22 protein-coding genes and 1 tRNA gene are annotated in these 20,099 nt (G+C 75.8%); 17 read left to right on the top strand and 6 right to left on the bottom strand.

The features are described from left to right. Positions 1-30: 30 nt before the first annotated feature. From gcvT to K1J50_RS01180, 7 genes are all read left to right on the top strand, one after another. On the top strand, positions 31-1,146 hold the full coding sequence (gene gcvT / locus K1J50_RS01210) for a glycine cleavage system aminomethyltransferase GcvT (protein WP_220115605.1): 1,116 nt from the start codon (positions 31-33) through the stop codon (positions 1,144-1,146). 11 nt (positions 1,147-1,157) lie between these two features. Beyond that, positions 1,158-1,535: a glycine cleavage system protein GcvH gene (gene gcvH, locus K1J50_RS01205; protein ID WP_220115604.1), complete on the top strand. Its 378-nt coding sequence runs from the start codon at positions 1,158-1,160 to the stop codon at positions 1,533-1,535. Continuing rightward, complete coding sequence (gcvP, locus tag K1J50_RS01200; protein WP_220115603.1) at positions 1,532-4,453, top strand: aminomethyl-transferring glycine dehydrogenase; 2,922 nt, start codon at positions 1,532-1,534, stop codon at positions 4,451-4,453. Before gcvH ends, gcvP begins: the two co-directional genes overlap by 4 nt. Then, positions 4,450-4,932, top strand: a complete 483-nt coding sequence (locus K1J50_RS01195; RefSeq protein ID WP_220115602.1) for a GNAT family N-acetyltransferase — start codon at positions 4,450-4,452, stop codon at positions 4,930-4,932. Before gcvP ends, K1J50_RS01195 begins: the two co-directional genes overlap by 4 nt. Positions 4,933-5,005: 73 nt before the next feature. Next, positions 5,006-6,337 (top strand): dihydroorotase, encoded by a 1,332-nt coding sequence (locus K1J50_RS01190; RefSeq protein WP_220115601.1) that lies wholly within the window; start codon positions 5,006-5,008, stop codon positions 6,335-6,337. Next, the gene (locus K1J50_RS01185) at positions 6,337-7,059 is read left to right on the top strand and encodes a nitroreductase (protein WP_220115600.1); all 723 of its coding nucleotides are present in this window, start codon (positions 6,337-6,339) and stop codon (positions 7,057-7,059) included. Before K1J50_RS01190 ends, K1J50_RS01185 begins: the two co-directional genes overlap by 1 nt. A gap of 1 nt (position 7,060) precedes the next feature. Then, entirely contained in the window at positions 7,061-7,786 is a 726-nt protein-coding gene (locus K1J50_RS01180) for a metallophosphoesterase (RefSeq protein ID WP_220115599.1), read from the top strand. A gap of 61 nt (positions 7,787-7,847) precedes the next feature. Here K1J50_RS01180 and K1J50_RS01175 read toward each other — a convergent pair whose 3' ends face one another. Further along, positions 7,848-8,111, bottom strand: coding sequence for a hypothetical protein (locus K1J50_RS01175; RefSeq protein WP_220115598.1), 264 nt, complete (start codon positions 8,109-8,111; stop codon positions 7,848-7,850). A gap of 272 nt (positions 8,112-8,383) precedes the next feature. On the opposite strand from K1J50_RS01175, the gene K1J50_RS01170 reads away from it, so the two are divergent. The 4 genes from K1J50_RS01170 to K1J50_RS01155 all read left to right on the top strand — a co-directional run bounded on the left by K1J50_RS01170 (position 8,384) and on the right by K1J50_RS01155 (position 11,918). Continuing rightward, a complete protein-coding gene (locus K1J50_RS01170) occupies positions 8,384-9,127 on the top strand; it encodes a hypothetical protein (protein ID WP_220115597.1) in 744 nt (247 codons plus the stop codon). Further along, the gene (locus tag K1J50_RS01165) at positions 9,124-10,926 is read left to right on the top strand and encodes a DUF927 domain-containing protein (RefSeq protein WP_220115596.1); all 1,803 of its coding nucleotides are present in this window, start codon (positions 9,124-9,126) and stop codon (positions 10,924-10,926) included. Before K1J50_RS01170 ends, K1J50_RS01165 begins: the two co-directional genes overlap by 4 nt. A gap of 252 nt (positions 10,927-11,178) precedes the next feature. Next, positions 11,179-11,613, top strand: a complete 435-nt coding sequence (locus K1J50_RS01160) for a hypothetical protein (RefSeq protein ID WP_220115595.1) — start codon at positions 11,179-11,181, stop codon at positions 11,611-11,613. Further along, positions 11,610-11,918, top strand: coding sequence for a hypothetical protein (locus K1J50_RS01155; RefSeq protein ID WP_220115594.1), 309 nt, complete (start codon positions 11,610-11,612; stop codon positions 11,916-11,918). The genes K1J50_RS01160 and K1J50_RS01155 overlap by 4 nt, the downstream gene beginning before the upstream one ends. A 330-nt stretch (positions 11,919-12,248) precedes the next feature. Here K1J50_RS01155 and K1J50_RS01150 read toward each other — a convergent pair. Beyond that, positions 12,249-12,323, bottom strand: a tRNA-Thr gene (locus tag K1J50_RS01150). Between the two features lie 107 nt (positions 12,324-12,430). Here K1J50_RS01150 and K1J50_RS01145 point away from each other — a divergent pair. From K1J50_RS01145 to K1J50_RS01135, 3 genes are read left to right on the top strand one after another with little or no spacing between them, the layout of a single operon-like run. Then, complete coding sequence (locus tag K1J50_RS01145) at positions 12,431-13,426, top strand: efflux RND transporter periplasmic adaptor subunit (protein WP_220115593.1); 996 nt, start codon at positions 12,431-12,433, stop codon at positions 13,424-13,426. Beyond that, a complete protein-coding gene (locus K1J50_RS01140; RefSeq protein WP_369413495.1) occupies positions 13,423-14,667 on the top strand; it encodes an ABC transporter permease in 1,245 nt (414 codons plus the stop codon). The genes K1J50_RS01145 and K1J50_RS01140 overlap by 4 nt, the downstream gene beginning before the upstream one ends. Further along, positions 14,664-15,377 (top strand): ABC transporter ATP-binding protein, encoded by a 714-nt coding sequence (locus tag K1J50_RS01135; RefSeq protein WP_220115592.1) that lies wholly within the window; start codon positions 14,664-14,666, stop codon positions 15,375-15,377. Before K1J50_RS01140 ends, K1J50_RS01135 begins: the two co-directional genes overlap by 4 nt. Positions 15,378-15,559: 182 nt before the next feature. On the opposite strand, the gene K1J50_RS01130 is transcribed toward K1J50_RS01135, so the two are convergent. From K1J50_RS01130 to K1J50_RS01115, 4 genes are all read right to left on the bottom strand, one after another. Then, on the bottom strand, positions 15,560-15,844 hold the full coding sequence (locus K1J50_RS01130) for a hypothetical protein (protein WP_220115591.1): 285 nt from the start codon (positions 15,842-15,844) through the stop codon (positions 15,560-15,562). 113 nt (positions 15,845-15,957) lie between these two features. Next, positions 15,958-16,422 (bottom strand): hypothetical protein, encoded by a 465-nt coding sequence (locus K1J50_RS01125; protein WP_220115590.1) that lies wholly within the window; start codon positions 16,420-16,422, stop codon positions 15,958-15,960. Positions 16,423-16,493: 71 nt separating this feature from the next. After that, on the bottom strand, positions 16,494-16,748 hold the full coding sequence (locus tag K1J50_RS01120; protein ID WP_220115589.1) for an Lrp/AsnC ligand binding domain-containing protein: 255 nt from the start codon (positions 16,746-16,748) through the stop codon (positions 16,494-16,496). A gap of 318 nt (positions 16,749-17,066) precedes the next feature. Further along, entirely contained in the window at positions 17,067-17,456 is a 390-nt protein-coding gene (locus K1J50_RS01115; RefSeq protein ID WP_220115588.1) for a hypothetical protein, read from the bottom strand. A gap of 297 nt (positions 17,457-17,753) precedes the next feature. On the opposite strand from K1J50_RS01115, the gene K1J50_RS18890 reads away from it, so the two are divergent. The 3 genes from K1J50_RS18890 (at position 17,754) to K1J50_RS01105 (ending at position 19,985) form a co-directional block, all read left to right on the top strand. Then, positions 17,754-17,882, top strand: coding sequence for a hypothetical protein (locus K1J50_RS18890; RefSeq protein WP_255574798.1), 129 nt, complete (start codon positions 17,754-17,756; stop codon positions 17,880-17,882). Between the two features lie 138 nt (positions 17,883-18,020). Then, positions 18,021-19,067 (top strand): Bug family tripartite tricarboxylate transporter substrate binding protein, encoded by a 1,047-nt coding sequence (locus tag K1J50_RS01110; protein WP_220115587.1) that lies wholly within the window; start codon positions 18,021-18,023, stop codon positions 19,065-19,067. 252 nt (positions 19,068-19,319) lie between these two features. Then, positions 19,320-19,985 carry a hypothetical protein gene (locus K1J50_RS01105; protein ID WP_220115586.1) on the top strand — a complete coding sequence of 222 codons (666 nt, stop codon included), beginning with the start codon at positions 19,320-19,322 and terminating at the stop codon, positions 19,983-19,985. Positions 19,986-20,099 lie beyond the last annotated feature (114 nt).

The following is a 20,099-nucleotide window of genomic DNA, read 5'->3' as shown; positions in this document are numbered from 1 at the left end:
CCAACGCCGCCCGCTGCGGCAGGAGGGCCCGTGGCCGAATCGTCCGCCGACACCCCGCTGCGCGAGACCCCGCTCGCCGCGCTGCATCGCGAGCTCGGGGCGCGCATGGTGCCCTTCGCCGGCTACGCCATGCCGCTGCACTATCCGGGCGGCATCGTCGCCGAGCACCTGCACTGCCGCGCCGCCGCGGCGCTGTTCGACGTCTCCCACATGGGCCAGGCCGAGCTGATCGGCGCCGGCGCCGCCGCGGCGCTGGAGCGGCTGACGCCCGCCGACGTGCAGGGCCTCGGGCCCGGCCGCCAGCGCTACGGCCTGTTCACCAACGAGGCGGGCGGCATCGAGGACGACTTCATGGTCGCCAATCTCGGCGACCGGCTGTTCCTGGTCGTCAACGCCTCCCGCAAGCAGGCGGACTTCGACCGCCTCGCCGCCGCGCTGCCTGCGGGGCTGCGCCTCGCGCGGCGCGAGGACCGGGCGCTGCTCGCGCTGCAGGGGCCGGGCGCGGCGGCGGCGCTCGCGGCGCTCGCGCCGGAGGCCGCGACGCTGCCCTTCCTGGGGATCGCGGAGATGGCGGTCGCCGGCGTGCCGGCGCTCGTCAGCCGCTCCGGCTACACCGGCGAGGACGGGTTCGAGATCGCGCTGCCGGACGAGCGGGCCGAGGCGGTGGCGCGCGCCCTGGTCGGCCTGCCCGGCGTGGCGCCGGCGGGGCTCGGGGCGCGCGATTCGCTGCGCCTCGAGGCCGGGCTCTGCCTCTACGGCAACGACATCGACGCGACGACGAGCCCGGTCGAGGCGCGGCTCGCCTGGACCATCGGCAAGCGCCGCCGCGAGGCCTGGGACTTCCCCGGCGCCGAGCGGGTGCGCGCGGAGCTCGCGGCGGGGCCGCGGCGCCTGCGCGTCGGCATCCGCCCCGAGGGGCGCCAGCCGGCGCGGGCGCATACGCCGATCCTCAGCCCCGACGGCGCGCCGATCGGCGAGGTCACCTCGGGCGGCTTCGGCCCGACGGTGAACGGCCCGATCGCCATGGGCTACGTCGCGCGCGCCCATGCCGCGGACGGCACCGCGCTCGCGCTGGTGGTGCGCGGCAAGGCGCTTCCCGCGCACGTCGTCCCGCTGCCCTTCGTCCCCCACCGCTACGCCCGATGAGGACCGCCCCGATGTCGGAACTGCGCTACACCAAGGACCACGAATGGCTGCGGACGGACGGCGACGCCGTCACCGTCGGCATCTCCGACCACGCGCAGAGCCAGCTCGGCGACGTGGTGTTCGTCGAGCTGCCGGAGGTGGGGCGCGAGGTCGAGGCCGGCGAGGCGGTCGCGGTGGTGGAGAGCGTCAAGGCCGCCTCCGACGTCTATGCCCCGGTCTCCGGCCGCATCGTCGAGGTGAACAGCGCGCTCGCCGAGGATCCCGGCCTGATCAACCGCGATCCCACCGGGGAGGGCTGGTTCTTCAAGATCGAGCCGCGCGACCCAGCGGAGATCGAGAAGCTGATGGACGAGGCCGCCTACGCCGCCTACCTGGAGAGCCAGGCATGAGCGCGGCGCTCGAGGAGCTGGCCGTGCTCGAGGAGCCCGGCGCCTTCGTCCGCCGCCACATCGGCCCCTCCGAGGCCGAGATCGCCGAGATGCTCGCGGTGGTGGGCGCGACGAGCCTCGAGGATCTCGTCGCGCGCACCGTGCCGGCGGCGATCCGCGGCGCCGACCTCTCCGCCCTGCCGCCGCCGGCGAGCGAGGCCGAGGTGATCGCGGAGCTGCGCGCGCTCTCCGAGCGGAACCGGCGCGTGAAGTCGCTGATCGGCATGGGCTACCACGGCACCCACACGCCGCCGGTGATCCTGCGCAACGTGCTGGAGAACCCCGGCTGGTACACGGCCTACACGCCCTACCAGGCGGAGATCGCGCAGGGGCGGCTCGAGGCGCTGGTCAACTTCCAGACCATGGTCGCGGACCTCACCGGCCTGCCGGTCGCCAACGCCTCGCTGCTCGACGAGGGGACGGCGGCGGCCGAGGCGATGCACCTCGCGCTCGGCGCGACGCGCGGGCGGATCCGCACGCTGGTGGCCGCCTCCGACCTGCATCCGCAGACCCTCGCCGTGCTGCGGGTGCGCGCCGAGCCGCTCGGGGTCGCGGTGAAGGTCGTGGCGCCGGGCGAGGTGGCGGCGGCCTGCGCGGCCGAGAAGCCCTTCGCCGTGCTGCTGCAGTACCCCGGCACCACCGGCGAGGTGCGCGACCTGCGCGCGGAGATCGCCGCGGCGCACGCGGCCGGGGGGCTCGCCATCGTCGCCGCCGACCCGCTCGCGCTCTGCCTGCTGACGCCGCCCGGGGAGATGGACGCGGACGTGGTGGTCGGCTCGACCCAGCGCTTCGGCGTGCCGATGGGCTACGGCGGGCCGCACGCCGCCTACATGGCGGTGAAGGACGCCTACAAGCGGCTGATGCCGGGGCGCCTGGTCGGCGTCTCGGTGGACGCGGCCGGGCAGCCGGCGCTGCGGCTCGCGCTGCAGACGCGCGAGCAGCACATCCGGCGCGAGAAGGCGACCTCCAACATCTGCACCGCGCAGGTGCTGCTCGCGGTGATGGCGAGCATGTACGCGGTCTGGCACGGTCCGGAGGGCCTCCGGCGCATCGCGCGCCGGGTGAACCTCCAGGCGCGCCTGCTGGCCGACGCCGCGCGCCGCGCCGGCTTCGCGCTGCGCCACGACGCCTTCTTCGACACCCTCGCCCTCGACTGCCCCCCGGCGCGGGCGGAGGCGCTGATGGCGGCGGCGCTCGCGCGCGGCTTCAACCTGCGCCGGGTGGAGGCGGGCTGCGTCGGCATCGCGCTCGACGAGACGGTGACGCGCGAGGACCTCGCCGCGCTCTCGGCCGCGCTCGCCGAGGCCGGCGGCACGGCGCCGGCGGCGCCCGACCGGCTCTCCCCGCAGGGCGGCATCCCGGAGGCGCTCGCCCGCACCTCGCCCTTCCTCACCGCGGAGGTGTTCAACAGCCACCACGCGGAGCACGCCATGCTCCGCTACCTCAAGCGGCTGGAGGACAAGGACATCGCGCTCAACCGCAGCATGATCCCGCTCGGGTCGTGCACGATGAAGCTGAACGCGACGGCGGAGATGATCCCGGTCACCTTCCCGGGCTTCACCGACATCCATCCCTTCGCCCCGCCCGACCAGGCGGAGGGCTACGCCGAGCTGATCGGGCGGCTGGAACGCTGGCTCGCCGCGATCACCGGCTTCGCCGCCGTCTCGCTGCAGCCCAACGCCGGCAGCCAGGGCGAGTACGCGGGCCTGCTCGCGATCCGCTCCTGGCACAAGGCGCGCGGGCAGGGGCACCGCGACGTCTGCCTGATCCCGGCCTCGGCGCACGGCACCAACCCGGCCTCGGCGGCGATGGCGGGGATGCGCGTCGTCGTCGTCGGCTGCGACCGCGACGGCAACGTGGACCTCGCCGACCTGCGCGCCAAGGCGGAGGAGCACGCGGACAAGCTGGCCGCGCTCATGGTCACCTATCCGAGCACGCATGGCGTGTTCGAGGAGGAGATCCGCGCCATCTGCGACCTGGTGCACGCGCATGGCGGCCAGGTGTACATGGACGGCGCCAACATGAACGCGCAGGTCGGCCTCACCTCGCCGGCCGCGATCGGCGCCGACGTGTGCCATCTCAACCTGCACAAGACCTTCTGCATCCCGCACGGCGGCGGCGGGCCCGGCGTGGGGCCGATCGCCGTCGCCGCGCATCTCGCCCCGCACCTGCCGAACCACCCGCTGCATCCGGGCGCCGGGCCCGAGACCGGCTACGGCCCGGTCAGCGCCGCGCCCTTCGGCAGCGCGATGATCCTGCCGATCAGCTACGCCTACATCCGGCTGATGGGCGCGGAAGGGCTCAGGCGCGCCTCGCAGGTCGCGATCCTCAGCGCCAACTACGTCGCGCGGCGGCTCTCCGGCCACTACCCGGTGCTCTACAAGGGGGCGCGCGGCATGGTCGCGCACGAGTGCATCCTCGACTGCCGCGGCTTCCAGCAGGGCGGCGGCGTGCTGGTCGAGGACATCGCCAAGCGCCTTCAGGACTACGGCTTCCACGCCCCCACCATGTCCTGGCCGGTGCCGGGGACGCTGATGGTGGAGCCGACCGAAAGCGAGCCGAAGGCCGAGCTCGACCGCTTCATCGCCGCCATGATCGCGATCCGCGAGGAGATCCGCGCCATCGAGCGGGGGGAGATGGACAAGGCCGACAACCCGCTGAAGAACGCCCCCCACACGGCGGAGGAGATCGCCGCCGCGGAGTGGCGCCACCCCTACACGCGCGAGCAGGCCGCCTTCCCGCTGCCCTTCGTGCGCGGCCACAAGTACTGGCCGCCGGTGAAGCGCGTGGACAACGTCTACGGCGACCGCCACCTGGTCTGCACCTGCGCCCCGCTCGAGGAATACGCGCACCGGCTGCAGCTCGAGGCGGCGGAATGAGCGGCCCGCCGGCCGCGTCCCCGCCGCCGGGCATCGCCATCCGCCCGCCGGAGGCGTGGCACCGCGCCGACTGGGAGCGCCTCTACGCCGGCTACGCCGCCTTCTACAAGACGGCGCAGACGCCGGAGATGCGCGCGCGCGTCTGGTCCTGGATCCGCGACCCGGCGCACGAGGTGAAGGCGCTGATCGCCGAGACCGCGGAGGGCCGGGCGGTCGGCCTCGCCCATTACCGTCCCTTCGCCCGCCCGCTGAGCGCGAGCGTCGGCGGCTTCCTCGACGACCTGTTCGTGGAGGAGGCCCATCGCGGCCGGGGCATCGCCGAGGCGCTGATCGCGGCGGTGGCGGAGATCGGCTGCGCCCGCGGCTGGTCGCTGATCCGCTGGATCACGGCGGACGACAACTACCGCGCCCGCAGCGTCTACGACCGGCTCGCCACCCGCACCTTCTGGATCACCTACGACCTGAAGCTGCCCGGCTGAGGCGGGGGCTACCGGCCGGCGCGCCGCGGTGCCAAACAGGGCGCGGGACGACCGGAGCGGAGAGGAGGGGCGCATGGCCTCCTACGACCTTGTGCTGCGCGGCGGGCAATGCGTGCTGCCCTGGGGCATCGAGGAGCTCGACGTCGGTGTGCGCGACGGCCGCATCGCCGCGCTCGGCGACCTCGGCGCCGCCGCGGCGGCCGAGGTGCTCGACTGCCGCGGCCTGCACGTGCTGCCCGGCCTGATGGATCCGCACGTGCACCTGCGCGATCCCGGCGACCCCGCGGTGGAGACGATCGCGACCGGCACCCGCGCCGCCGTGCTCGGCGGCCTCACCGCGGTGTTCGACATGCCGAACACCACGCCGCCGGTTGACGGGCGCGAGCGGCTCGACCGGAAGCGCGATTACGTGCGGGGCCGCGCCTTCTGCGACATCGGCCTCTATGTCGGCGCCACCCGGACCAACATCAACGCGCTCGCCGAGCTCGAGCTCCAGCCCAATGTCTGCGCGATCAAGGTCTTTGCCGGCTCCTCCACCGGCGATTTGCTGGTCGCGGACGACGAGAGCCTGGAGCGCGTGATGCGCGCCGGCCGGCGGCGCATCTGCTACCACTCCGAGGACGAGTACCGCCTGCAGGCGCGGCGCACGCTCTTCACCCCCGGCATGCCGCACCGCAACCACATGGCCTGGCGCGACGTCGAGACCGCCTTCCTCGGCACCCGCCGCCTGATGGCGCTCGCCCGCAAGACCGGACGCCCCGCGCACATCCTGCACGTCAGCACCGCGGAGGAGCTGGAGTATCTCAAGGACTTCCGCGACATCGCCACCGTCGAGGTGCTGATCAACCACCTCAGCCAGACCGACGAGGCCTACGAGCGGCTCGGCGGCTACGCGGTGATGAACCCGCCGATCCGCGACGCGCGCCACCGGGAGGCCGCGTGGGCCGCGGTGCGCGACGGCACGGTGGACTGCATCGGTTCCGACCACGCGCCGCATTCCCGCGCCGCCAAGGAGCGGCCCTGGCCCGACACCGCGGCGGGGCTGACCGGCGTGCAGACGCTGGTGCCGCTGATGCTCGACCACGTGAACGCCGGGCGGCTGTCGCTGACGCGGCTCGTCGACCTGATGTGCGCCGGCCCGGCGCGGGTCTATGGCGTGGTCGGCAAGGGGCGGCTCGCCGCCGGCTACGACGCGGACTTCACCGTCGTGGACCTGAAGAGGAGGCGCGTGATCGAGGAGAGCTGGATCGTCTCGCCCTGCGGCTGGACGCCCTTCGCCGGGCAGGAATGCACCGGCTGGCCGGTGATGACGATCGTGCGCGGGCAGGTGGTGATGCGCGAGGACGAGGTGCTGGGCCCGCCGCGCGGCGGCCTGGTGCGCTTCGCCGAGGCGCGGGGCTTCTGATGGCGCCGGACTCGCTCGCCCCGGCGTCCGCCGCGCCGGCCGGCGCGGTCGCCGCGGTCGAGGCGGCGATCGCCGGACGCCGCTCGATCCGCGCCTTCCTGCCCACCCCCGTCCCGCGCGAGCTGGTCGAGCGCCTGCTCGACCTCGCCGCGCGCGCGCCCTCGGGGAGCAACATGCAGCCCTGGCGCGCCTACGTGCTGACCGGCGAGCCCAAGCGCCGCCTCTCGGAAGCCCTGGTCGCCGAGCACCTCTCCGGCGCCCCGGAGGAGGCGGAATATCCCTACTACCCGGAGGAGTTCTTCGAGCCCTACCTCTCGCGCCGGCGCAAGGTCGGCTGGGACCTCTACGGCCTGCTCGGCATCAAGCGGGGCGAGAGCGAGCGCATGCGCCGCCAGCACGCGCGCAATTTCGCGTTCTTCGGCGCGCCGGTCGGCATCGTCTTCACCATCGACCGGCGCCTCGCCATCGGCTCCTGGCTCGACTACGGCATGTTCCTGCAGAACCTGATGGTGGCGGCGCGCGCGCACGGGCTCGACACCTGTCCGCAGGCGGCCTTCGCGCGGCGCCACCGGACGATCCGCAGGCATCTGCCGATCCCCGACACGGAAGCCGTGGTGTGCGGGATGTCGCTCGGCTACGCCGATCCGGACGCGCCGGAGAACGCGCTGGTCACGGAGCGCGCACCGGCGCGGGAGTTCGCCGCCTTCCTCGGCTGGGCGTAGGATGGCCGCGCCCGCGATCCGCTTCACCGAGGCGCCGGCGACGCTGCCGCGCGGACGGCGCGTCTACGCGGTGGGCGACGTGCACGGCTGCGCCGCGCGGCTGGCCCGGCTGCACGCGATGATCGCCGAGGACCTGGCGCGCCGCCCCGTCGCCGCGCCGCTGCTGCTGCACATCGGCGACTACGTGGACAAGGGCGAGGACAGCGCCGGCGTGATCCGCCGGCTGCTCGGCGGCCCGATCCCGGGCGTTCCCACCGTCAACCTGCTCGGCAACCACGAGCGGATGATGCGCCAGGCGCTCGCGGGCGACCCCGGCGCGCGCGCCGACTGGCTGTGGTGCGGCGGGCGCGAGACGCTCGCGAGCTACCGCCTCGACCCCGAGGCGCCGGGCGCGGCCTGGGCGGCGGCGCTGCCGCCCGCGCACCGGGCCTTCCTCGAGCGCGGCCTCGCCCTGCATCACCGCGAGGGCGGCTATCTCTTCGTCCACGCCGGCCTGCGCCCCGGCATTCCGCTCGCGGCGCAGAGCGAGGACGACCTGCTTTGCATCCGCCACGACTTCCTGCTCTCCGAGGCCGACCATGGCGTCGTCGTCGTGCACGGCCACACCGCGCGTTTCGCGCCGGAGGTGCGGGAGAACCGCATCAACCTCGACACCGCCGCCTGGTCGGGCGGGCCCTTGACCTGCGCCGTGCTGGAGGGCGACCGGCTCGGCTTCCTGTTCGCGTGAGGCGCTTCCCGCCGCGGCGTTCCGCCGGCGGGTCCGGGGCGCCGGCGCGGCCGGTCGCCGGTCACCTTCCGCGGTCGAGGGAGCGCGCCCGGCGGGCGAGGGCCCAGCAGCAGGCGGCGGCGATGCCGAGCAGCGCCTCGCCGCCATCGCTCGCCGATCGCCCGGACTCGGCGATGACGCGGAGAAATCCTTGCGCCGCCGCGAGTCCCGCCCCGCCGTCGCGCGCGGCCGGAGCGAGCTCGGCCAGAGCCGTCCCGAGCGCCTGCCACAGCATCCCCACCGAGAAGGTGCAGAGCGCGCAGCGGGCGAGGTCCCTCGCGAGCATGGACGACGTCCTCCTGTCGTGTCCCGCTCAAGGGATAAGGTCGCATCGCTTGCCAGCGGGTTAGCGCCGCGTGCGCACGGCGGGAGCCGTCCGGCGCGCCGCTCGCCGTGACCGCCGCCCCACGAGAGCCGCGGAGACGAGCCCCTGCCGCGCAGGCCTGCGCGGCGCGGAGGCGAGGAGGCACGTCCGGCCCGCTCTCGCGCCGGAGGGGTAGAGGACCCGGGAACGCGCACGGCACCGGAACCGCGAACCTCCCGGTCCGCGATCCGGACATGCCCCGGCTGCTGCACGATGATCCCGCGACCGGCGAGCGGGCGACGCTGCGCGAGGTGGCGCGCCGGTGGGTGGCGCTCGACGTGGACGGCCTGCCGCTGCCCGAGGGCACCGACCCGCGCGACCTCGCCGCCTGCGCGCGCGCCGTGCTGCCGCGCCTGCCGCCGGCCTTCCGCGCCGCGCGTTGCCTCATCCAGGCGACCGCCTCGCACGGCATCAAGCCCGGCGCGCGGCTGCGGCTCTGGTTCTGGTTGGACCGCCCGGCGCGCGGCGTCGAGTTGGCGACGTGGCTTGCCGGCGCCCCGGTGGATGCGAGCGTGTTCCGCCCCGCGCAACCGATCTACACGGCGGCGCCGCTGTTCGAGGGGCGGCGCGATCCGCTGCCCGCGCGGCTGGCGCTGCTTGATGGCGCCGAGCCGGCGGTGCGGGTGCCGCCGGCGGCGTTGCTGACACCGACGCCGCCCCCACCGCGCGCGCCGCGCCCGCACGCGGCGGACGATGATGCCGGCGCCCGCGCGCTCGCCTGGGCGCGCGCGCACATTGCGGCGCAGCGCGAGGGGGCACGGCACGACACGGCGCTCAGCGTCGCGGGGTGGCTTGCGGCGCTGGCGCGGCGCGGCGAGGTGGCGCCGGAGGCCATCGCGCGCGCGGTGGCCGACGGTCTGGCGGAGGCGGGGAAGGACCGCGCCGAGGGCGAGCGCATCGCCGCCTTCGCGCTGGCGAAGGAGGGCCTGGCGCGATGACCGACGCGACCCTTCTCCCCGATGCCGAGGCGCCGGACGCCGAGGCGACCGAGGCCACCCGCAGCGCCGACGCGCCCGCCCTGCCGAGCGGCTTCGCCATGCGCCGCGATGGGCTCTACTGGTTCCCGCCCGAGGATGACGCGCCGCCGCTGCAAGTGTGCGGCCCGCTGACGGTGGCGGCGCTGACGCATGACGGCGAAGGGCGCGACTGGGGCGCCCTGCTGCAATGGTTGGACGGCGACGGGCGCGCGCACGAATGGGCGATGCCGCGCGCGATGCTGGCCGGCGACGGCACCGAGCTGCGCGCGCATCTGCTCTCGCGCGGCCTGTTCGTCGCGCCCGGGCGCAGGGCGCGCGAGCGGCTGGCCGAGTATCTGATGCGCTCGGCGCCGGCCGCGCGGGTGCGCGTGGTGGGGCGGCTCGGCTGGCACGTCGGCGCCGACGGCCGCCGCGTGTTCGTGCTGCCGGACGAAACGCTCGGGCCGCCGGGCGCCGAGCGGGTGATGGTGCAGACCGAGCGGCCGGAGGCGCTGCCGCCGCTGCGGCGCGCCGGCGCGCTTGCGGACTGGCAGCGCGCGGTGGCGGCGCCGGCGGTGGGCAACTCGCGCCTCGCCTTCGCCATCGGTGTCGCCCTCGCGGCGCCGCTGCTCGGGCTGCTCGACGCCGAGGGCGGCGGCTTCCACCTGCGCGGCCCCTCTTCGTCGGGGAAGTCCACGGCGCTGCACGCCGCCGGCTCGGTCTGGGGCGGCGGCGGGCTGCGCGGCTGGGCGCGGTCCTGGCGCTCCACCGACAACGCGCTTGAGGCGGTGGCGGCGGCGCACAACGATCTGCTGCTTTGCCTCGATGAGCTTGGCGAGTGCGAGCCGGAGGCGGCGGCGGCGGCGGCCTACATGCTCGCCAACGGCTGCGGCAAGGGCCGCGCGGCGCGCGATGGCGGGGCGCGGCGCGCCGCCGAGTGGCGCACGTTGTTCCTGTCCTCGGGCGAAGTCGGCTTGGGCGACCGGCTGGCCGAGGCGCGCGGCGGGCCCCGGCGGCTGCGCGCCGGGCAGGAGGTGCGCGTGCTCGACATTCCCGCCGAGGCCGGGCCGCACGGCCTGTTCGAGACGCTGCACGGGCACGCCAGCGGCGCGGCGCTGGCGGATGCGCTGCGCGAGGCGACGCGGCGCTGCTACGGCACGGCCGGCCGCGCGTGGCTTGCGGTGCTGGCCGCCGACCCGGAGGGCAGCGCGGCGCAGGCGCGCGGGGTGGTGGACGCCTTCCTGCGCAAATACCTGCCGGCCAAGGCTGGCGGGCAGGCGCGGCGCGCGGCGGGGCGCTTCGCGCTGGTCGCGGCGGCGGGCGAGCTTGCCATCGGCGCCGGCATCCTGCCCTGGCCGCCGGGCGAGGCGAGCGGGGCGGCGGCGGCCTGCTTCAAGGCGTGGGTCGCCGCGCGCGAGGCGGGCGCCGGCAGCGCCGAGGACGCGCAGGCGCTGGCGCGGGTGCGGCAGTTCCTGATCGCGCACGGCGCCTCGCGGTTCGAGACGGTGGGCGAGGGCGGCGAGCCCTCGGGCGAGCGCATCGTCAACCGCGCCGGGTGGCGGAAGCGCGGCGACGATGGGCAGTGGCGCTTCTGGATCGCAACCGAGACATGGCGGGGCGAAGTCTGCGCCGGGCTTGATCCGCAGGCGGCGGCGCGGGCGCTGCTCCGGCGCGGGTTCATCGTCGCCGGCGAGGGCGGGCGCTTGACACAGAAGCCGCGCATCCCGGGCCTTGGCCCGACCCGGGTTTACGTGGTGCGCGCCGACATTCTGGCCGAGTGATCGGCGGCGGCATGACCATTCCGCGCGGGGACGGCGGGGACAGCGGGGACACGGCGCTTTCTCCGGGGTTTGGCGTGTCCCCGGCGGCGGGGACACGGCGGGGACAGCGGGGACACGGCGCGTGGGGACGGAATGCTTGTCCCCGGTGTCCCCGCCCGTCCCCCGGGCGCGGGGACGCGGGATTGCGGCCTATGTCTAGGCCGTCCCCGGTGTCCCCGGTGTCCCCGCCGAAAACAACATGGGCTTCACACGATGGCACCGGCGGCGCGTGACCTACTCGCCGGCTGGCGGGCATGGCGGGCGGCCGAGGCGGCGGCCGAGGGGGCCGCGCGGGCGCCCGGGGCGGCGGCGCTGCTCGCGGCGGCCGAGGCGGCGGCCGAGGCGCTGGCGGCCGGGCCGGGCGAGGGGACGCACGATGCCGCCGAGCGCGCGGCGCTGGCGGCGCACTACGCCGAGGCGCCGGCATCGGCGCCCCACCGACCGGGCGATCCGGACCCGCTGCGGGAAGAGCTTCTGCGCATGGCCCGTATCGACGGTAAATCTTCCCGCGAATCCGCGCGAGAAGGCGAAATCGTCCTCTGGCCCTGGCAACGCTGCCTCGCCTGCGGCGGCCATCGCTGGCGGCGCCCGGCGCGCCCGGGCGCCCGCTGGCGCTGCCTCGGCTGCGGCGCGGCGGGCGGCGGATGACCGCCGCGCCCGCCCTGCGCGCCCTCGCCGGGCGCGTCGCGCGGCTCGCGCCCGATTGGCAGCGCCCGGAGCGATTCTACGAGCAGCGCAGCGCGCTGGCGGGCGCCCTGCGCGCCCTGGCCGAGCAGGCGCCGCCCTGCGCCTGCCCGGCGGAGGGGCTGCGGCGGCGGGCGGTGGCGCTGCGCCAGGCGCTGGCGGCGGCGGAAGCCGAGCGCGACCGGCTGGCGCGGCTGCTCGCCTCCGCCCGCCCCCCGGCGCGCCGGCGGCGCGGCGCCGATCCGCGACAACCGCCGCTGCCGTTCTGAGGCGCCGCCGTTTCTGAGGCGGCGGGGAGGCGCGGGTCCTTCCCGGCGGGCGCGAGATGCGGTCGGCGAAGGCGCGACGGTCGGCTAGGCCGAGCTCCCGCCTAGGAAGCTACCGCCTAGGGAGCTACCGCCTAGGGTGGCATCAGCCCCGCTGCCGTTCTGACGTGCGGCCGTTTCTGAGACCGCTGGTCGGTTTTTCTGGGCGTGGGCGAGGGGCGGGACGCGCCTCCTCGATGGGGGAGAACCAGCGTGGGGCGCCCAAGGCTGTCTTGGCGGGTCCGCTAGGGGTCCGCGGCGGGGAAAAGGTCTGTGGAAAAGTCCGCTAAGTGCTGGTGCCGACACCCGGATTTGAACCGGGGGCCTACTGATTACGAATCAGTTGCTCTACCGCTGAGCTATGTCGGCACGCATCCGCCTAGATAGCCGCGCCGCGGCCCGCCGGCAACGCCCTCGCCCCCGTCGCGCCCGGCGGGCGCCCCCGTGCTACATCCAACCATCGCCCGGGGCGCACCATGCTTCGCTTCCTCCTCCCTCTCCTGGTTCTCGCCCTCGCCGGCGCCGCCCTTGCCTGGTGGCATGCGCTTCCTCCGGCCGTGACCATCGCGCTCGCCACCCAGGGGCCGGCCGTCGAGGCGGCCTACGCCACCGGCAGCGTCGAGCCCGTGCACTGGGCCAAGGTCGGTCCCGTCCTGCGCGCGCGCGTCGCCGAGGTGCTGGTCGAGGAGGGGGCCACCGTCGCGGCCGGCCAGGTCATGGCCCGGCTCGACGACCAGGAGGCGCGCGCCCGCCTCGAGGAGGCCAACGCCCGCGCCGCCCTCGCCGCCGAGGAGCTCGCCCGCGTCCGCCCCCTGGTCGCGAGCGGCGCCGTCTCGCGCGCCGAGCTCGACCGCCGCGAGAGCGAGGCCCGCGCCGCGCGCGCCGTCGCCGAGGCCGCCGCCCGCCGGCTCGAGGACTACACGGTGCGCGCCCCCGCGGCGGGCGTCGTGCTCCGCCGCGACGTCGAGGCGGGGGAGGTGGTGGACACCGCCGCCGCCCTGTTCTGGGTCGGCGCGCCGCGCCCGCTCCGCGTCACCGCCGAGGTGGACGAGGAGGACATCGCCCGCGTCGCCCCCGGCCAGCGCGCGCTGCTGCGCGCCGACGCCTTCCCCGGCCGGGTGCTGGAGGCACGGGTGGCGCAGATCACGCCGATGGGCGACACCACGCGCAAGTCCTACCGCGTGCGCCTCGCCCTTCCCGACGACACGCCGCTGCTGATCGGCATGACCGTGGAGGCCAACATCGTGCTCCGCGAGGACCCCGAGGCGGTGCTGGTCCCGCCCGGCGCCGTCGCCGAGGGCGGCCGCGTCTTCGTCGTCGAGAAGGAGACCGTGCGCCTCCGCCGCATCGAGCGCGGCGTGGAGGGGCCGCGCGCGACCGAGGTCCGTCGCGGCCTCGCCGCGGGCGAGGCGGTGGTGCTCGCCCCGCCCCGCGGCCTGCGCGACGGTCAGCCCGTCCGCCTGGCGCCGTGAGGCTGCTGCTCGATCTCGCCCGCGGCATGCTGGCGCGGCGGCGCCGGCAGACGCTGGTCTCGGTGCTCGGGGTCGCGCTCGGCGTCGCCTTCTTCATCGCCACCGCGGCGCTGATGCGGGGCTTCCAGACCTACTTCGTCAGCCAGATCATCGACGTCGCGCCGCACATCACGATCAAGGACGAGCTGCGCGACCCGCTGCCGCAGGCCGCCACGCTCGCCCATCCTGAAGGGGCGGTGGCGGTCGCCGGCGTGCGGCCGCAGGACCGCGTGCGCGGCATCCGCGCCGCCGGCGACAAGCTCGCCATGCTCGAGGCGATGGAGGGCGTTGCCGCGGCGCCGGTCCTCACCGGCCAGGCGCTGCTCCGCTACGGCTCGCGCGACGTGCCGGTGACGATCGTCGGCATAGATCCGGCGCGGCACGCGCGCGTCTCCAACATCCAGAAGGACATGACGCAGGGGCGGCTCGAGGACCTGCGCGCCACCGCCAACGGCCTGATCATCGGCGAGCCGCTGGCGCGGCGGCTCGGCGTCTCGCTGGGCGACACCATCGCCGCGGTCTCGCCGCGCGGGGTCGCGCTCTCGATGAAGGTCGTCGGCCTGTTCCGCACCGGCATCCAGACGCTCGACCAGCAGCAGGGCTACGCGCTGCTCAAGGTCAACCAGGTCCTGCAGGACCGGCCGAACGTGGTCAACCAGATCCAGATCCGCCTGCGCGACGTGACGCGGGCCGAGCCGCTGGCGCGCGCGATCGAGGCCCGCTTCGGCGACCGCACCGAGAGCTGGGAGGAGCAGAACAAGAACTTCCTCACCGTCTTCGTCATCCAGAACGCGGTGATGTACAGCGTGACCGGCGCGATCCTCCTGGTCGCGGCCTTCGGCATCTTCAACATCATCTCGACCGTGGTGTTCGAGAAGACGCGCGACATCGCGATCCTGAAGTCCCTCGGCTTCACCGAGCGCGACATCCAGCTCCTGTTCCTGCTGCAGGGGCTGTTCGCCGGCCTGCTCGGCGCGGTCCTCGGCTGCGTGCTGGGCGCCCTGATGATCGAGGGCCTGGCGCAGGTGCGCTTCGGGGTGGAGGCGCCCTCCGGCACCGACCGCTTCATCCTGGCCCGCGACTGGCGGATCTATGTGCTGGCCTCGGTCTTCGCGATGCTCGCCGCGGGGATCGCGGCGGTGATCCCGGCCCGGCGCGCGGCGCGGCTCGACCCGGTGCAGATCGTGCGCGGGGCGGCGTGAGCGCGGCCGCCCCGGAGGCCCCGCCGCCGCCGCTCCTCGCCGCGGAGCGGGTGACGCGCGTCCTGCCCGAGGGCGTGACGCTGGTCGCCGACATCACGCTCCGCTTCGCGCCGGGCGAGTTCGTCGCCATCACGGGCCCCTCCGGCTCCGGCAAGTCGAGCCTGCTCTACCTGCTCGGCCTGCTCGACCGCCCGACCGGGGGGCGGGTGCTGATCGAGGGCCGCGACACGGCGGCGCTCTCCGCCGAGGAGCTCGCCGCGCTGCGCCTCGCGCGGATCGGCTTCGTCTTCCAGTTCCACTTCCTGCTGCCGGAGTTCAGCACCCTCGACAACGTGCTGATCCCGATGCGCCGGCTCGGCCGCCTCGGCATGGCGGCCGCGCGCGAGAGGGCGATGGGGCTCCTCGCCGCGCTCGGCCTCGAGGCGGCGGCGACGAAGCTGCCGGAGCAGCTCTCGGGCGGCATGCGCCAGCGCGCCGCGATCGCCCGCGCCCTCGCCAACGACCCGGCGCTGCTGCTGGCCGACGAGCCGACCGGCAATCTCGACACGCGGAACGCCGCGGCGGTGTTCGACATCTTCGAGCGGCTGGCGCGCGAGGAGGGGCGCACCGTCATCGTCGTCACCCACGACCTCGACCTCGCCCGTCGTGCCGCGCGGCGCGTGCATCTGCTGGACGGGCGCGTGGTCAGGGACGGCCCCGCCGCGGCCTGAGAGCGGACCGCGGACGGCGGGATACGGCCGGGCGCGTGAGTCCGCGCGGCAGACGACGCGCTCGAGCCGTTGCCGCACGCCCCGCCGGGCGGAAACGGCGCGAGGCGCGCACCACCGCCGGGCCGCGAGCGCACGGACGCGACCGGGGGACGCCGGCCGCCCGCCCGCGCGGCGGGATCCCCTCAGTAGCCGTAGTAGTAGTAGTAGTAGCGCGGCCTCGGGTAGTAGTATCGCGGGGGCGGCGGCGGATAGTAGGCCGGACCGCCGTAATAGCCGTAGTAGCTCCGCCGCTGGTTCTCGGCGGCGATCGCGCCGCCGGCGAGCCCGGCCGCCGCACCGATGCCGGCGCCGAGCAGCGCCGTGCGCGCCGGGTCCACGCGCCCGTAGGGATCGGTGCAGCCCGCCGCCAGCACCGCGCCCGCGAGGGCGGCGACGGTCATCAGCCTGCGCATCGGGCTCCAACGCATCGGTTCGTCCTCCTCGTCCTCCCTGCCAGATGGCCGGGCCGCCGGGCGTTCCGGCGGCACGATGGTGTCGGATTCGGGGCAGCCTCGGGACGCCCGCCCGCGCTCCTTGCCGCTCAATTGCCGGTACCGACCTCGGGCGTGCCACGCTGCTGGAGATAGCGGCGGATATAGGTGTCCCCGCTCACCGTAGGCGGGGCGTGCGCCTGGGGCGGCGGACCAGGCCGGATGCCCGGCGGCGGCCGCATCGCGGCGGCGGGGGGAGCCGGGGGAGGCGCGAACGGCCGCCCACCGCCCGGACCGGCCACGGCGGGCGGTGGCGCCGGGGGGCGCCGGCGTGGCGCGGCGATGCCCGGCGGCGGGGGAGGCAGGTAGCGATAGGACGGCGGCCCGTAGCGGTAGGGCGGCACGGCGAAGTCGTAGGGGCGGTCGTAGAAGCGGCCGCCATACGGCAGGTAGCCCGGTCCGTAGCGGTAGCCGCCATAGTCGCCGTAGTAGCCGCCGTCGTCATAGACCTCGGCGCAGCCGCCGGCGGCGAGCGCCAGCCCGCTGGCGAGCGTCAGCCGGACGAGATGTCGCATGGACGGATCCTCGGGCGGCTACAGCCCCGGTGTCCCGCGGGGTTCCGTGCGCGGGGCGCGGGCGCCGGCGGTCAGCCGCGTCCGCCGGAGAAGGCGTTGAAGGTCTGCAGCGTGTAGGTGTCCTTCACCCCCGGCACGGTCTGCAGCCGCTCGACGACGAACAGGCCGATGTCCCGGTCCGGCTCGAGGTAGAACTTGCCGATCAGGTCGTACTGGCCGGAGATGGAGTGCATCTCCGACAGCTCCTCGATCGTGTCGGCCATCTCGCGCGCCACGCGATAGGCCTGCCCCATCTCGCATTTGATCATGACGAATATCGGTCGCATGGTTTTCTGGCCGCTTCGCTTGTGATCGGCTCGCTTCTTCCCTCGCGCCTCCCCGCTGCCCGCGCGGGCCGTCCTGGGCAGTCGGCGGCGGGAGCCGGGGTCCGGCCTGCTCCCGCGGGCGCCGGGCGTTGCGGGAGGCCGGCCCGCATCGCGGCGCGGTCATCCGGGCACGCCGGGGCGAGCCTAGGCGGGACCGGGCGGGCGCCGCAACAGCGTCGGCGGGGCGCCGGACGGACGGCAGCGTGCCGGCACCGGCGCCACCGAGGCTTCCCGTCGTGCCGCGGCGGCCGGCGCCCGCCGGGCGGAAGCGCCACCGCGTCAGCGCCCAATCCCGCCGAGCGCCGTGCGCAGGCGCCCGATCCAGGCGGCGTCCCTGGCGCCGACCGCCAGCACGGCGCGCGCGCCGTCGCCCGCCACCGCCAGCGCGGCGACGGTATCGGGCGGGGCGGTGCGCGTCAGGCGCCGGGCCAGCCGGTCGAGCATCGGCGCGAGGGCCTCCCCCGCCCTGGTCCGCTCGACGGAGAGGACGACAAGGTGCCAGCCCGCGGCCCTGGGCAGGGCGGCCAGCGCGCCGCGCTTGAGGAAGGCCGTGAGGTCCGCGCCCTCCGGTGCCCGGTGGATCGCCTTCGCGTCGTAGTGGGCGCGGCCCCGATAGACCCGGACACGGACGGCGCGGCTGTCGTCCGGTTCGCCGCCAGGGGTGTGCATCGCGGAAGCTTACCCCGACGGCGGCGCGCGGCGATGCGGAATCGCGCGGCCGGCCGCCGGTCGTCCCGGAGCTGCAGGGCCGGCGCGCCCCGCCCGACGCATGTCGCCGAAGCGCAACACCGTGGCGGGAATGGCACGAAACGGCATCGTGCCGGCTGTCCTGCCGGGCCGGGAAGGGCCACTCTGTGGTGCGCAATCCACTGCGCGACGGCACTGCGCGGCGCCGGCCGGGAGAGCGGGCCTGGAGACCCCCGGCGGAAGGCGGCTGCGCGCCTGGCGCGCCACGAGGGGCGGGTCATGGGCAACGGGGAACTGGCACGGCTGCGGACGGCGCTGCGGCGGCTCTGGGCCTGGCTGACAGGCTCCGGCTACCGGCCGGAGCGCCGCTACATGCGCGGCGGGGCGCGCCGCGGGCAGCCCTCCTGACGGCGTCCCGGCGGGCCGCCCCGGCCGCCGAGGCATCCCGGCCGGTGGCGTACCGATCGCGCGCCGGCGTATCCTCTCGCGCTGTCGCGCCCCGTCCGGAAGGCGCAGGGGGCGCCGGCCCGTCCAGGGAGGAGACCGATGTCCGAGCCGACGTCCGGGAAGAAGGGCGCCGCAGACCCGTTGCCCGCCGCGCCGCGGTCGCGCCGCGCGGCGCTCCTCGCCTGGGCCGGGGCCGCCGTCGCGCCGTTCGGCGCCAGGCCGGCGCTCGGGCAGGGGACGACCGCGGCGCCCTGGCCCTCCCAGCCGGTGCGCTACATCAACCCCTATCCGGCCGGCGGGCCGACCGACACGCTCTCGCGCCTCTGGTGCGCCAGGATGAGCGCCCTGACAGGCCAGCAATTCGTCGTGGACAACCGCTCCGGCTCGGCCGGCAACGTCGGCGCGACCGTCATCGCGCGCGCCGCGCCGGACGGCTACACCATCGGCCTCGGCGGCATCGCCACCCACGCCATCGCGCCGACGCTCTACGCCGCGCTCCCCTTCGACCCGGCGAAGGACTTCACCTTCCTCTCGGGCCTCTGGCGGCTGCCCAACCTGCTCGTCATCAACAACGACCTGCCGGCGCGCAGCGTGCCGGAACTGATCGCGCTGCTGCGCGCCAATCCGGGACGCTACTCCTACGGCTCGGCCGGCTCCGGGACGACCATCCACCTCTCGGGCGAGCTGTTCAAGAAGCTCGCGGGCGTGGACGTGATCCACGTGCCCTATCGCGGCACCGCGCCGGCGATGGTGGACCTCATCGCCGGGCGCATCCACATGATCTTCGACAACATCCCGACGGCGCTCGCGCAGGCGCGCGAGGGCAAGGTGCGCCCGCTCGCCGTCACCACCGCGCAGCGCAGCCCGGTGGTGCCCGACATCCCGACCATGGCCGAGTTCCTGCCCGGCTACGAGATGACCTCCTGGACCTGCGTCTGCGGCCCGGCCGGACTGCCGGCGCCGGTGGTCGCGCGGATCTCGGCCCTGGCGCGGCAGGCGCTGGAGAGCGAGGATCTCCGGCGCGCCTTCGCCGGGCACGGCGCGACGGCCTGGTGGACCTCGCCGGAGGACATCGCCGCCCACCGCGCCGCGGAGCAGGAGCGTCTGGCGCCGCTGATCCGCGCCATCGGCGCGCGCGTGGATTAGGCCGTCACCGCCGCCGCCCTGGCGGCGGCGCCTGCGCGCCGTCGGCGCGCGCCTGGATTGGGCCGCGACGCCCCGCGGCGCCGCATCACGAAACGCGGCGCGACATGATGGCGCAACGCACCCTTCCTAGAGTGGCTCCCGGCATCCCCCGACACCGGCAGGGGGATGGCCGCGAGACCGGCCGGGCCTGAGGCCGCCGCGCTTGGCGGGCGGGCGGCCGCTCGCAACGCCGCGCCCTGGGAGGAGCCCCTCATGGACGACGCCGCCTGCACGCCCCGCCGGCGCGGCCGCACGCGCCTCTTCCTGGCCGCGACGGTCCTCGGCGCCGGTGCCGCTCTGGCCGCGGCGCTCGGCGCCGCCGCGCAGCAGGGGGCGGGCGGGAGCCACGCCGCGCCGCAGCACCGGACCTCCCTGCCGATGCGCGCGCCGGAGCTGCCGCCCGAACTGGCGGCGGTGCGCGATGCCCTGCGCAAGTACGAGGACCCGGTCGTCGCCGTGCGCGACGGCTACTTCTCGACGCTCGGCTGCGTCGAGTACGCCGAGGGCGGCATGGGGGTGCATTTCCTGAACGCCGCGCTGCTCGGTCCGACCCCGGATCCCATGCGCCCGCAGATCCTGGTGTACGAGCCGGCCGGGAACGGCCACCTGCGCCTGGTCGCGGCGGAGTGGTTCGTGCCCCTCGCCACCGGCGTCGCGGAGCGCCCGAGCCTCTTCGGCCGGCCCTTCGACGGGCCGATGGAGGGGCACGAGCCGCTGATGCCGCGCGCGCTGCACCACTACGACCTGCACGTCTGGCTGTTCAAGGAGAACCCGGCCGGGCTGTTCCACGCGGTGAACCCCACCGTGGGCTGCGCCGGCCATGCCTATGCGCAGATGGAGGAGCCGCCTCCGGCCGTGCCGCACCATCCCCGGCGCTAGCGCGGATCGCGGACGGCGGGAAACGGCCGGGCGCGCGACTCGGCCCGACAGACGACGCGCCGGGGCCCCTGCCGCGGGCGCGGGCACGGCCGGGCGCAGGCGGCCCTGGGTGTT

The sequence above is a fragment of the Caldovatus aquaticus genome, assembly GCF_019458025.1.
Taxonomy (GTDB): Bacteria; Pseudomonadota; Alphaproteobacteria; order Acetobacterales; family Acetobacteraceae; genus Caldovatus; species Caldovatus aquaticus.
The sequence above is the reverse complement of the archived record's forward strand: the minus strand, read 5'-3'. Positions and strand labels throughout refer to the sequence as shown.